The sequence below is a fragment of the Enterobacter sp. MEB024 genome (genome assembly GCF_030209635.1).
Taxonomy (GTDB): domain Bacteria; phylum Pseudomonadota; class Gammaproteobacteria; order Enterobacterales; family Enterobacteriaceae; genus Enterobacter; species Enterobacter ludwigii.
In genome coordinates this window covers 454,508-467,068 of sequence record NZ_JARVRQ010000002.1, presented here as the reverse complement: position 1 = coordinate 467,068, position 12,561 = coordinate 454,508, and the positions used below count along the sequence as shown (strand labels likewise).

Here is a 12,561-nt window from a genome sequence, read left to right as displayed (position 1 = left end):
TAAACGCCATTTTTCTACGCTTTAGCCGACAGGGGCGATTTCTGCGGTTATCCCGCCTTTATTACGCAGAAATAGTGGTTTGACAGGAATAGACGTTTTACGGGTACTCATGTGCGCCGTTTGCTTTAGATAATCCCTAAAGTGCGGCGTCTGTCTGTGGAGTTGATAATCTTCCTCACTGGCGTAAATCTCATAGAAATACCAGCGGTGGGGATCATCTACGTCTGTCGCGGCATACATGGCAAGCACGCCTTTTTCTATGTTGAGCGACTGAGCCATTTCAGGAAGGACAATGTTTTTGAATTCAGTCTGATATTCCGGCTTCACCTCGACTACCACCAGATTATTGATGGTCCGCTTATCGGGTATGATGTGTTTGTCCCCTGTAAATTGCGGCACCAGTGTGATTTTCAGCTTCCGATCAATCCATATCAGGAGCTTGAGCAACAAACGCTTTATATGGAGAGGCATCCAGATGTTTGCGGTAGGCCAACTCGCTTGCATAAAGCTCAACCATATATGCCTGACGCGCATTGTCACTGCGTTTCAGCGCGTACATCGCCAGCGTGCCCACTTTCTGAGTAATAAAATTTGCATAAATTTTACTCCCCTTCGTTTTAACTCCCTGCGATGATTGAGGTTTTAGGGATTTCACTTAAGGAAAGACGATGAACATACGTTACCCGGTACGGAAGGCCGACGGACGGGAGTATAAGAACTATGACGAGCTGCTGACCGACATCCGTAAAAACGCGCACGGTTGGTGGTTACTTGGCATCAGTCGTTACTGGCACGGGGGGATCCACATCGGGACGTCATCATCTCCGGCCTCGGTGCCGGATGCGGATTCGCCGGAAAAATCGGTGCCGCTTCAGTTCATGATGGACGGCGAGGTGGTGGCATGGCGGGTTAACCGCGATTACGCGGCTATCGAGTGTTATCAGGAACGCCCCCTGCGCCAGTCCGGTACCTTTGTGCTGGTCAAATCGGTGTACAAACCCGACGAGCAGGATGAATCTTCCTGGCTGACGCTGTACCAGCTTTACATGCACATCGCGCCACTGTCAGAATTTCCGAAACGCCCGCTTTACCGGGTCACACAGAAAGGTCACGGGGTGCGGATGCGCAAACACTCCCGCCACGATGACAGCCGTGAAATCGTGCCCGACGTGCTGGCAAATAAACACGGCCACGCCAGAAGACTGATGCAGGGTGAAACGCTGGTCGTTCTGCAACAAAAATCGTTTCTGCTGGAACAACAGCCGGAGCCGTTCGCTCTGGTGCAGCGTCTTCTGGACAGTAAGCCCGCAGGCGAGCTGTTCTGGGTCTCGATGCGCCCGGAATTTCTGGAGCCTGACGGCGAATGTTACGTGTGCCTGCCTGACTGGATGCACAGCGCACTGAATCACGGCGTGTTTGATGACGTGGTGGTGCCGTCCGTTCCGCTGAAAGTCACGGTGAAGGCAGGGGATCCGGTCGGGTTCCTCGGCGCTCAGGACCTGGCCGACGAAGATAATTATCCGCAGGTTATTACCACGGACTATAAAACTCATATCGAACTGCTGAGCCTTGATGACCATGTGCCGGATATTGTGGCCAACGTGAAGGGTATTAAAACGGGCAAACAGTTCATTAAGCTGAAGCTGAAACGGCCGCTGTACCTGCGAAACGGGGAGGGCGAGGAAAGTTCCTTTGAGCAGATGAGCGCCATTACCCGCGCTGATGCAGGGAAAATTATTCCACGCGATGCCACGTCCCCGTTTACGGATAAAACCGGGGTCACATACTTTCAGATCCGCCCGCATACGTGGATGCACCAGGACGATGTGGAACAGCTCAGCCAGCATGATTTAGCCGGGCTAAATTTTCACTGTATTGAAGCTGAACACACAACCGATTTTACCCGCACGCTGGATGAACACTGGGTTATTGATGCCCTGAAAAGCATCAGCTCGCACTTTGACAGTGAAAAAGGCCCCGCATCGGCACAGGCAAAAATGTTTTATGACAGCCTGATCCACAACGCTGAAAACAGAAGACCGCCCGACCCGTATCCTGATAAATCCCAGGACGAACTGCTGTTCGGCGCACTGCATACATACCAGATGAACATTCCGGAATATGCGCGGCGGCTGATAGTGAAACACGACAGCGACTGGCACAGTACACGCGATGATACACGCTGGTCATCGGTATTTAAGGACAGGGACGAAAGTCCGGTTGTGCAGCTGGCTAACGGGGGATTTCTGGATGCGACGCGCTGGATGGATAAGGTTCCGCCGTTCGCCAGTCAGCGGTATGTATGGCATTTTCATCCGCTTGAATTTCTGGAGATGCTTAAGCCCGCAGGCGGGAAAATCACGCTGCCAATGTTGCGGAAGATATGGACGAATAGTCGCAAGGTCAGCGACGAGGTTCTCCAGCAGGTGGCGGATGAACTAAATGATAATCTGGAACGTTGTCACCTTAATACCGAGGTTCGACTGTATCATTTTATGGCTCAGGTCTATCAGGAAACGGGAGCTACGTTCATGATTGATGAGGATTTAAATTATGCGGCAACAGCACTCCCTGGTCTCTTCAGCTATTATCGAAGACATCCTGATGAACAGCAAATTGATGGGCGAACAGGTGCACACAGAGCAAATCAGGAAGCAATTGCCAATAAAGCTTATGGCGGACGTAATGGTAATACAGAGTCTGGTGATGGATGGCGCTATAAGGGCAGGGGGATGAAACAACTCACAGGGAGATATAATTATAGAGCCTTTACTCAGTATGCTAATAAGGTTTGGGGCGATCCAGTGGATTATGAAGAGAATCCAGAGTTAATTACCGCATCAACAAAGCAAGTGGTTCGTTCAGCATTGTTCTTTTGGGATTTTTATGATGCATATAAAAAAGCTGATGGTGGTATAACAGAGAGTGCATCACATAGTGTGACGAATATAGTAAATCCGGGTACTAATACAAAAGATGCCCGATACAAAAATTTGATTACGTTTGTCGACGAAAAAATATTTATTGACATTTATTGATTCGATGTAAGGGCTTACCTAATGGTAAGCCCATTTTTTATTTATTGCGTGAGCTGTTAAAAGTAAAGAGCGACTCAAAATTATCTTGTATCGTACCCTCTATACATTTGATTTTATTGGTTTTTATGTTGTTTCCGTTGACGTAAACCCCTGTAAAGGTTTCGTCTGATGGAACATTGATGTCACTTAATGCGGAGACTGAATATGTATATTCTCCATTATGGAATGTAACAGTGTTAAAAACATAAGGTCCGGATTTGTTTCCAAGTTGAACATCTGATGAAAAAATAGTTGGAATTTTCTCGCTGAAAAGTCGAGTCTCTAGAGTTAAATCATTTTTTTTATCATTGCCATATGTGTACTTTAAGGTTTCATCTGTACGTTCTATTTTTATTATTTTTTTGCTTTTTGTCATACATTGAAAAACTAATTCTGTATTTGCAAAAACGTTTGATGCAGAAAAAAACAAGCCAACTAAAAGAATGGTAATTGTCTTTATCACAAGCTTCTCCTTAGGGTTTCATCCGCACAAAGCGGACAATTCTTCGTATCCGTTTCATGGTGAGAACTATGTTGATGGTGATTTTGTGGCGGGAATGGATCATCTTTATTACTGGTCACTTCTTTGCCACATACGGTACAACGGTAAATTCCTGAAACAGGAACTGTGTCACCAGGATTGTACTGTGACGTCCAGCGCTCTTTGTCGCCCTCAACGCGCTGTAAAAATTGCTCTGTCTCGCTTGTAAATGCAGCCATTATTTTTCCTTTTTGAACTCAATCCATATACTCAACTATCGCCAAAGTCCCGTAATACGTGATGTACAGGAATGAGCCATTGTTGAAGGATCCGATAGCAGTGGAGATTCTCACTCCATAGATAAGATTTCCCCGGTTGCCAGCTGACTTAACAAACACGACGTATGCTTCGTCATGCTCATTGCGCTTCTTCTCGAAAACGTGAGGTATAAAGATGGCCATCCACTTTGCACATAATCTTCCGCAGTTGCGTGTTAATGGTATGACAAAAGCCATGAAATCTCTACATTGAAAGTACAGCCAACCTTAAAACGGATTCAATCATAATTCCTTTTGCTTTAAGTCGAGCATGTAGTGTCGAAGGCTGAATGGGGGATTTTTCGAGCCCCTCATGTACCATAGCTAGTTACTCGGCCTTGATGTAAGCATCAAGCTCCATACCCTGAATGACTTTGTCGTCTGCATTAAATTGTGGTGAACATGACGGGCAGGGTAGTTACGGTATCAACCATGAGATGAGTTCTCTGGTTGTTCCTGGATAAATGTAAGATGGAATATGCCATGAACTTAGCGATATCCCCATAATTGTTGCGTTATGAAGTTATCGTAAAGCCACAACTGAATTTTAGCAAACGACTGATTCGCCGGTAAGTTGCTGAAAGAGCGGTCCTCATGTACTTAACTTCAAACCCAGAATATTTAACATAATATACATTATGCGCACTTACATAGATTAAGGCAGAATCTGGCTTTTTATGGTCATCCTTGTTCTGGTGTTTGACATCCTCTAATGCACCTTATCTGCTCCGAATCCTCTAAACCTGCATAGCCATCTTCACTCACGCTGTTTATTCTCTGGCTTCTCTGCCGGCGCTGCATACCAGTTATCTTCCGTCACGACGACCGCGCCTTCTGGTTGCATCACAAAGTTTGGCGACATGATTTGTACATTAAACTCGTTAAAGACATCCTGAATATTGCTGTGCAGTTCATTGCGGGCCTCCGCCAGTGATTGCCCGGCACGCAGCTTCACCTGAAGTTCATAAGCAATATACCAGTCCATCAAACTCAATTGTCTTACCAGCGGCTGTTGTGACTGATCGATACATTTCGCCCGTCTGGCGGCAATCTCCAGCATGGCATGAACTTGCCGCCATGGCGTGTCGTATCCGATAGTGACACCTGTCGTCAGGTTCACGCCACCATCTGGATTTTGCGCGCTGAGATTAGTGATTTTGCCGCTAACTACGACAGCATTCGGTACGGTTACAACGTAATTCTCCCGCGTAATGATTTTCGTCGCGAGCATACCTATCTCGGTGACCAACCCTTCGTTATCCGCGACCCGAATGATGTCGCCTTTTCTCAAGGCTCGCGAGTAAATCAGTACCAGGCCACTCATGGCATGATTCATCACCCCGGCAGATCCCAGGGTCAACATCAGCCCAAAGAACACACTGATACCTTTAAAGGCCAGTGAATTGGCCCCGGGTAAAAACGGGTATGCCGCGGACAGAGCAAATAACCATACCACCACAGAAATTAACTTCCGCGTCGCGCCGACGGTTTCAGGATGGATCCCGGGAAGGTGTAAACGCCCTGCTTCTACCTGATTTAACAAGACTTTAAGGAGTTTTAGAATGAAGGCTGTGATAAGAAAAATAATCAGGACGATTAAAATGCCCGGCATAGCCGAGACAATGGACAGTGCGATATCCCGCAGAACACGCATGGTCCAGTCACCCAGCGATGCCCCCCAAACGCGCGTCCAGGGAAACAGACTGAATGCCCAACTTAGCCAGATATAAAGCCCGAGAATACCCAGAATAATCATCAGCAAAGCATACAAACGAGTCTCAATCGCGCCGACAAACCTGCGCCAGCTTTGTGGAATGATACTGCGGTTCTCAAGAATGCGGCCTCGATAAAAACGCCTTACTCCACGCCATGACCGCCAGGTACCGTACCAGAAAACAAACAGTGCCAGCAGCCCTGCGGCCGTTTTGCCTGCCGATAATGCCAGCCACCCGGCGTCATATTGATCGCGAAGTGCCGTACGTTGTGCCTCCATTCGAGTCAGCACACGTTGAGCAGCTTCATCAAGCGTCAGGTCGTCACCCTCATCGAGATCGGCTTGTGCCAGTAACATCACCGGCTTGCCGTTCATCACAATCAATCTTCCCGGTTGGTTGTAACGAGTAACCGGAATAATTTTCAGGGGTTCCCGAACATCCTGTTGAGAGAAATTGCGCAGCGTATTACGAATGCGCAAAACTCGCTCTTCAGGCGTGGTCAGACCGAATTTTGCCTGTAGCATAACAATCGGCTGATGGAAAATATAAACCGTTCTGGCGCGCTCCCGATCTGTCGGCTCCTGGCGCGGCTCTGCGGCTACGCTGAGAAAGGAGATTACCGAGAGCAAGCATGACAATGTAACGAGCAGGATCCTCTTCATTCCCCCCCCCTGAAACGCAAGATTATTGTTATTTTTCAATACGCCCAGAGAATGGCTGATCTCTGCTTTTTGAGCATAGACCAGCTCTACTCTTCTGCAACTGTCTTAAAAACTCACAATGCACAATATTACTTGAAATTGCACGAAATTGCCTATTAATATGAAGCCAGAAACAAAAGACGCACAAACGTGCAAACTCATGCATTTTTACTTACTGAGGTTGATATGACACAACAGTTGATTTTAATCGCCGGCCCCTATCGTAGCGGCACCGATGGCGTGCAGGCGCGCATTGATGAAAACCTTGCTCGCCTTGAAAATGCGGCGTTAGCCGTCTATCAACGTGGCCACGTTCCGGTTATTGGCGAATGGCTGGCCTTACCGTTGGCAAAAATGGCTGGCTCGAAATCGATGGGTGATGAAATCAGTGAAGCAATGCTGTATCCCGTCGCGCACCGACTCATTGCAAAATGTGATGCTCTCTACCGGATTGCCGGCGCGTCCAAAGGGGCCGATATGGACATTGAGGTGGCGCAAACGCTGGGACTTGAGATTTACACTGCGCTTGAGGATATCCCTCAGGTTTGATGTTGCCTGCCAGCCTGTCGGCTTACCGACAGGCCGGATCATAAAGGCTTTTCGCGTGGGTTATGCCTTTTCCGGTTCAGAGGTCATCACCACGGAAACCCCCTTTTCTTTTACCGCGTTAATCCAGGCGCTATCGGTATCGTCTTCAACGACAATCGTGTTCACCAGCGACAGATCGCCAATCACAAAAGATGACGCGGTATTGATTTTTTCGGGGGAAGCCAGCACAACCGTTTCGGCGGCTCTGCCGGAAAATGCACGTTTGATACTCGCCTCTTCAAAATCACCGGTCGTCAGGCCCGCATCAGGATGGATGCCAGTCACTCCCATAAAGAACAGGTCCGCATGGATTTTTTCGATGCCTTCGATAGCAGCCGCGCCGACCGCGACAATAGAGTGTTTATACAGACGGCCACCGATCAGGATAACCTCAATGGAGGGATGTTCGACAAGTCCCAGCGCAATGCCTGGGCTGTGCGTGACCACGGTTATCTTCAAATCAGGAGGCAGAAACGTAATCAGCTCTGACGTGGTCGTGCCGCCGTCAATGATCACCACCTGGCCGTCAGAAATCAGCTGCGCACCTTTACGGGCGACATTTTTCTTGGCATCCATCTTTACCGATTTACGCTCAGCAAACGGGGCAATGGCCGAGGATGACGGCAGCGCCCCGCCGTGAACACGCTGTAAACGCCCTTCTGCCGCCAGCTCGCGTAAATCACGCCGAATGGTATCTTCAGACACCGCGAAAAGCGTGCTGAGCGCTTTCGACTGGACCTGACCTTCAGCCTCGAGCTTTTCAAGGATCAATTGTTTTCGCTGCGTTGTGAGCATAAGGAATTCCTGATATTGCACGTTTAATCTTGAAACTGCACGACAATGCTGTTTATGATAATTACTCTACGTAAGGAGGAACAAACGTGCAATCAAAACGTGCAGATGTACGCATCATAGAAAGTGAAACACTGTCTGATAACTGGTACATCCTGAAAAAATATACCTTTGATCTTCAGCGACGCGATGGCGAATGGCAGCGGCAAAATCGCGAAGTTTACGACCGGGGAAACGGAGCCACCATCCTGCTTTATAACCGGGATAAAAAGACGGTGATTCTGACCCGCCAGTTCCGTTTCCCTGTCTTTATTAACGGGCACGAAGATGACCTTATTGAAGCTGCTGCGGGCTTGCTCGATAACATGGATCCGGAAAGCCGGATTAAAGCAGAAGCGGAAGAAGAGACCGGCTATAGCGTTTCCCGCGTTGAGAAAATTTTTGAAGCTTACATGAGCCCGGGCTCCGTCACTGAAAAACTCTATTTTTATCTCGCCGAATACCAGCCGAAAGACAGAACCAGTGAAGGCGGTGGACTCAAAGCGGAGGGTGAGGATATCGACGTACTGGAAATGACGCTGGAAGAGGCACTGCGCGGCATTGAAACGGGCAGGATTGTCGACGGGAAAACCATCATGCTGCTTTATCATGTTGCCCTGAAAGGCATTCTGTAATTGCCGCAGGACAGACACCTGCCGCAGTGCAGGTGTCTGCGTGTGCTATTCTTGCTGAAGCATGCACAACGGAGATGCAAAGATGGCCGACTGGAACCCTTCCCTGTACCTGCGATACGGAGCCGAACGTACGCGCCCCGCCGCTGAATTGCTCGCCAGAATTCCCCTGGATGACGTGTCATCCATCGTCGATCTGGGCTGCGGGCCTGGAAACAGTACGGCGCTGTTAAAACATCGCTGGCCTTCAGCGCACGTCACAGGGGTCGATAACTCACCTGCGATGCTCGACGAAGCCCGCAGCGCCTTACCGGATTGCCACTTTGTTGAGGCCGATATCCGCCAGTTTAAGCCCGGCCAGCCGCTGAGCCTGATTTACGCCAATGCCTCGTTGCAGTGGGTGCCCGACCACTACGATCTCCTGCCGCACCTGGTCTCTCTGCTCACGTTAAATGGCGTACTGGCCATTCAGATGCCTGACAACTGGCTTGAGCCCACTCATGTGGCGATGCGTGAAGTTGCCTGGGAACAAGGCTATCCCGACCGGGGGCGTGAAGCCTTACCCGGCGTGCATGCCTATTACGACATTCTGACAGACGCCGGTTGTGATGTGGATATCTGGCGGACAACCTATTTCCATAAAATGAGCTCACACCAGGCCATTATTGACTGGGTAAGCGCAACCGGTTTACGTCCGTGGCTGCAGGAGCTTAATGAGAGCGAGCAGAAACGTTTTCTCAAACGCTACCATGAAATGCTGGAAGAGCAGTATCCGCTCCAGGAAAACGGGCAGATACTGCTGGCTTTTCCACGGTTGTTTATCATTGCTCAACGTCAGCCCTGAGCAACGTTATGAGCGGGCCTCTTTAAGCAGCTGCTGGATAACTTTTTCCTGTTCTTCATAGTTACCTTCGCCAAAAGAGGTATAACGTAACTGCCCTTTGGCATCGAAATAGTAATGTGCCGGCCAGTACTGGTTACCGAAGGCGTTCCAGATCTGGTAGTTATTATCCGTCACGACCCGATACGGCAGTTGCCATTTGTTCACCGCGTTTTTCACCGACGAGAGCGGTTTTTCCCACGGATATTCAGGCGTATGCACGCCGATGACCACCAGACCCTGGGACTGATATCGTGTGGCCCAGTCGCGGACATGCGGGAGCGTATGCTGGCAGTTGATGCAGTCCCAGGTCCAGAAATCAATCAGGACGACTTTACCTCGCAATGATTCAGACGTGACAGGGTCACCATTAATCCACCCGGTTCCGCCACTTAACGAAGGCAACTGACTGCTGGGTTCGGTCATGACGACCGGCTGCAGTTTTACTGGCGCAGTGGCGGGCTTCGCCAGGGTTAACAGCGTCGTTTCAAGACGGTCTGCCACCCCATTTGCACCTTTCAGCACCGAGTTCATCCCCGTGGCGTTGAACGCCACAGCCGCTAACATCACCACGCCCGCCCCCTTGCGCACCCTTTCCATCAGCGCTGATTTGGCCCGCAGCGGTGCCATCAGTTTCCGACCGCCGGCCATAAGCAGGCCCAGCATAAGCGCACATCCGCTGCCATACGCCGCCAACAGCGCGCCGGTGGTGATGGCCGAATGACCCGCAATATTGATACTGAAAATAGCCCCAAGGATCGGTCCGGCACAGGGAGACCAGAGCAGACCGACGGCCAGTCCGGCCAGGAAAGCGGAAAACATTCCGCGCGTTTGTCCGCTGCGGGTATTGAGGATATTGCCCGCGCTGACCGCAGGCCCGGCTATACGCTGGGCGAAGGACGGGAAAATCAAGGCCAGCGCGGCTGTAGCCAGAATAATGAGTGCCAGCCAGCGCCCTATTATCGTGGCATTCGTGATCCATTCGCTGGCAACCGTGACAACCATCGCCACCACGGTAAACATCACGATCATCCCTGCCAGCAGAGCCAGGATATGTCTTCGCTGCCCCTGAAAACCGGCAAACAGAAGAGGTATCACCGGGAGCGTACATGGACTGAGCAGGCTTATCATCCCGCCCAGAAACGCGATTATCAAAAACATAAAAACCTCACATTACAGATGGCCTGCGACGCTGCAGTGAGGGTATTTCATCGTACGGATGTGTTTGGGATGTGTGCAAAAGGGGACGATTTGTCTGCTCTCGTATCGGTCACGCAACCGGATACAAAACCGTACAATTAGCGACGCGGCAGCGTTACCGTGACCTTCAGCCCGCCTTCAGGAAGGTTTGCCAGCCGCAGTTTCCCGTCAAGCTGCGCGGTCAGCTGTGCGGCAATCGCCAGCCCCAGGCCGGTTCCGCCGGTATCACGGTTACGCGATGTTTCTACCCGATAAAAAGGCTGTAATACCGCGTCGAGTTCAGCCTCGGGTATCCCCGGCCCGCCGTCCAGAATATGGATAGCAATGTGTCCGGCAGAAGAATCATCAATCTCAATAACGGCATAGCCACCAAACTTAAGCGCGTTATCCAGGAGGTTGGTCATCACCCGGCGAAGCGCCTGCGGCCGAGTCACTATCGGCAGGCGGGCGTCGTTTGCCTGAAACTGCACGTTTTTACCAATGTCCTGATAATCACAGGCAATACTGTTTACCCAGGCATTGAGCTCCAGCTTTAGCGAGGTCTCTTCCAGGGATTCTGATGACCGGGCATAGGCAATCCCCTCCCGCACCAGACGGGTCATGTTATCGAGGTCGTTCAATAACTTGTCGCGTAACTCGGGTTGATCGGCCATCTCGACGCGCAATTTCATGCGCGTGATGGGCGTCTGCAGGTCGTGAGAAATGGATGCCAGGATCTGCGCGCGTTCGCGAAGATAGGATTGAATGCGCGCCTGCATCGCGTTAAAGGCATGCGCGGCTCTTTGCACTTCTACCGGCCCCTTCTCCGTCATTGGTGTGTTTGCCGCCGGGTCCAGCGCGTCAACTGCACGGGTAAACTGAGAAAAAGGCCGAATCACCTGACGCACGGCGATCCAGGCACAGGCCGCAAGCAGCAGCAGCTGCAATACCAGCACAACAGGTAACCAGCTGGCGACCGGCGGCATGCGTGGCGTCAGATCGATGGTCAACGGTGCGCCATCACGTAAGGTGAGATGCGCCTGAATATGGGAAATGGGACCGGGAACGGCGGTAAACGTGAGCGGGTAGTCAGCCGTAAGGGTCTCTTTTAGCGTTCGAATGGCATCGCGTGAACGCTTATCCTCAGGCGGTGCGCCCGGTTCTCCAGGCCCGAGAATATAGCGATAGTTACCGCGCTCCAGCCGCGGCAGCCAGGCCGCCCGCTCCTGAGCGGGAAGTCGGTCAAGAATGGCCACGCTAGTGGCTACATCGTTTTCCAGATTACCCAGCATTACGGTGCGGGCGCTGTGCATGCGTTCAACCATCACCAGCGTCAGGCTGAGAGTATTCGCCAGTAAGAGTCCAGCCAGCACGATGACCAACAGCCGGGACAGCAACGAGCGTGGCCAAAGCGTCATTCATTGGCCTCTTTTATGGTCACCGGCATTGTAAAGACATAACCTTCACTGCGCACGGTCTTGATATAGGCCGGCGTGCGGGCGTCTTCATTCAGACGCTGACGCACCCGGCTCACCAGCAGATCAATCGATCGTTCAAAAAGCTCGGCATCGCGCCCCTGGGTCAGATTTAGCAGTTGATCCCGGGTCAGGACGCGCTGAGGGTGATCGAGGAACACGCGCAGCAGACGATATTCCGCCCCGCTGAGCGCCACTACCATCCCTTCACTGTCGATTAAATGACGGGCCACGGTGTCCAGTTGCCATTCACCGAACGTGACCAGTCGCCCGGCTTCCGTCACCTGTAAATTGGGGGGCATTGTGCGGAAACGACGTAAAATGGCTTTGATCCGCGCGAGTAACTCGCGTGCAACAAAAGGCTTCACGACATAATCGTCTGCCCCCATCTCCAGCCCCAGGATCCGGTCTGTTTCCTCGTTACGCGCCGTGAGCATCAGAATGGGCAAGTCTTTATGTTTACCGCTTCGGAGCTGACGACACAGCGTTAATCCGTCATCGCCGGGCATCATGACATCCAGCACCACAAGATCGATATGCTGTTTATCAAGCACAACTCGCATCTCTTTGCCATTCGCCGCGCCAGAGGCGCGATATCCGGACTTAACGAGGTAATCGACAATCAGCTCACGAATATCCCTGTCGTCATCGACGACAAGGATATGATCAATATGCTCCACAGAAA

At 51.0% G+C, this 12,561-nt stretch carries 11 protein-coding genes and 1 pseudogene; 4 read left to right on the top strand and 8 right to left on the bottom strand.

The genetic code is table 11. The features are described from left to right. Positions 1–21: 21 nt before the first annotated feature. A pseudogene (locus QRN24_RS04425) lies at positions 22–574 on the bottom strand (putative quinol monooxygenase); the annotation flags it as partial. Between the two features lie 94 nt (positions 575–668). On the opposite strand from QRN24_RS04425, the gene QRN24_RS04420 reads away from it, so the two are divergent. Beyond that, positions 669–3,038 carry a glycoside hydrolase family 19 protein gene (locus tag QRN24_RS04420; protein ID WP_284942393.1) on the top strand — a complete coding sequence of 790 codons (2,370 nt, stop codon included), beginning with the start codon at positions 669–671 and terminating at the stop codon, positions 3,036–3,038. 37 nt (positions 3,039–3,075) lie between these two features. Here QRN24_RS04420 and QRN24_RS04415 read toward each other — a convergent pair whose 3' ends face one another. The 3 genes from QRN24_RS04415 to QRN24_RS04405 form a co-directional block, all read right to left on the bottom strand. Beyond that, complete coding sequence (locus QRN24_RS04415; RefSeq protein WP_284942392.1) at positions 3,076–3,540, bottom strand: hypothetical protein; 465 nt, start codon at positions 3,538–3,540, stop codon at positions 3,076–3,078. After that, complete coding sequence (locus tag QRN24_RS04410) at positions 3,537–3,797, bottom strand: protein L (protein WP_204247281.1); 261 nt, start codon at positions 3,795–3,797, stop codon at positions 3,537–3,539. Before QRN24_RS04410 ends, QRN24_RS04415 begins: the two co-directional genes overlap by 4 nt. An 835-nt stretch (positions 3,798–4,632) precedes the next feature. After that, positions 4,633–6,252 (bottom strand): mechanosensitive ion channel family protein, encoded by a 1,620-nt coding sequence (locus tag QRN24_RS04405; protein ID WP_284942391.1) that lies wholly within the window; start codon positions 6,250–6,252, stop codon positions 4,633–4,635. A gap of 225 nt (positions 6,253–6,477) precedes the next feature. Between QRN24_RS04405 and QRN24_RS04400 the strand changes: the two genes are divergently transcribed. Next, positions 6,478–6,840: a TIR domain-containing protein gene (locus QRN24_RS04400; RefSeq protein ID WP_079231031.1), complete on the top strand. Its 363-nt coding sequence runs from the start codon at positions 6,478–6,480 to the stop codon at positions 6,838–6,840. A gap of 60 nt (positions 6,841–6,900) precedes the next feature. On the opposite strand, the gene QRN24_RS04395 is transcribed toward QRN24_RS04400, so the two are convergent. After that, entirely contained in the window at positions 6,901–7,674 is a 774-nt protein-coding gene (locus QRN24_RS04395; protein ID WP_020884137.1) for a DeoR/GlpR family DNA-binding transcription regulator, read from the bottom strand. Positions 7,675–7,760: 86 nt separating this feature from the next. Between QRN24_RS04395 and QRN24_RS04390 the strand changes: the two genes are divergently transcribed. Further along, positions 7,761–8,345, top strand: coding sequence for an NUDIX hydrolase (locus QRN24_RS04390; protein WP_025204189.1), 585 nt, complete (start codon positions 7,761–7,763; stop codon positions 8,343–8,345). Between the two features lie 82 nt (positions 8,346–8,427). Continuing rightward, a complete protein-coding gene (tam, locus tag QRN24_RS04385) occupies positions 8,428–9,186 on the top strand; it encodes a trans-aconitate 2-methyltransferase (protein ID WP_020884139.1) in 759 nt (252 codons plus the stop codon). 6 nt (positions 9,187–9,192) lie between these two features. Here tam and QRN24_RS04380 read toward each other — a convergent pair whose 3' ends face one another. From QRN24_RS04380 to QRN24_RS04370, 3 genes are all read right to left on the bottom strand, one after another. Continuing rightward, the gene (locus QRN24_RS04380; RefSeq protein ID WP_284942390.1) at positions 9,193–10,383 is read right to left on the bottom strand and encodes a cytochrome c biogenesis protein/redoxin; all 1,191 of its coding nucleotides are present in this window, start codon (positions 10,381–10,383) and stop codon (positions 9,193–9,195) included. A gap of 137 nt (positions 10,384–10,520) precedes the next feature. Beyond that, complete coding sequence (locus QRN24_RS04375; RefSeq protein ID WP_025204192.1) at positions 10,521–11,819, bottom strand: ATP-binding protein; 1,299 nt, start codon at positions 11,817–11,819, stop codon at positions 10,521–10,523. Continuing rightward, positions 11,816–12,556 (bottom strand): response regulator, encoded by a 741-nt coding sequence (locus QRN24_RS04370; protein ID WP_025204193.1) that lies wholly within the window; start codon positions 12,554–12,556, stop codon positions 11,816–11,818. The genes QRN24_RS04375 and QRN24_RS04370 overlap by 4 nt, the downstream gene beginning before the upstream one ends. Between the last annotated feature and the right edge of the window lie 5 nt (positions 12,557–12,561).

Bases quoted from the DNA above. Each gene is read 5' to 3' on its own strand.
- QRN24_RS04420 (WP_284942393.1), top strand. From the start codon at position 669: ATGAACATACGTTACCCGGTACGGAAGGCCGACGGACGGGAGTATAAG.
- QRN24_RS04410 (WP_204247281.1), bottom strand. From the start codon at position 3,797: ATGGCTGCATTTACAAGCGAGACAGAGCAATTTTTACAGCGCGTTGAG.
- QRN24_RS04405 (WP_284942391.1), bottom strand. From the start codon at position 6,252: ATGAAGAGGATCCTGCTCGTTACATTGTCATGCTTGCTCTCGGTAATC.
- QRN24_RS04400 (WP_079231031.1), top strand. From the start codon at position 6,478: ATGACACAACAGTTGATTTTAATCGCCGGCCCCTATCGTAGCGGCACC.
- QRN24_RS04395 (WP_020884137.1), bottom strand. From the start codon at position 7,674: ATGCTCACAACGCAGCGAAAACAATTGATCCTTGAAAAGCTCGAGGCT.
- tam (WP_020884139.1), top strand. From the start codon at position 8,428: ATGGCCGACTGGAACCCTTCCCTGTACCTGCGATACGGAGCCGAACGT.
- QRN24_RS04380 (WP_284942390.1), bottom strand. From the start codon at position 10,383: ATGTTTTTGATAATCGCGTTTCTGGGCGGGATGATAAGCCTGCTCAGT.
- QRN24_RS04375 (WP_025204192.1), bottom strand. From the start codon at position 11,819: ATGACGCTTTGGCCACGCTCGTTGCTGTCCCGGCTGTTGGTCATCGTG.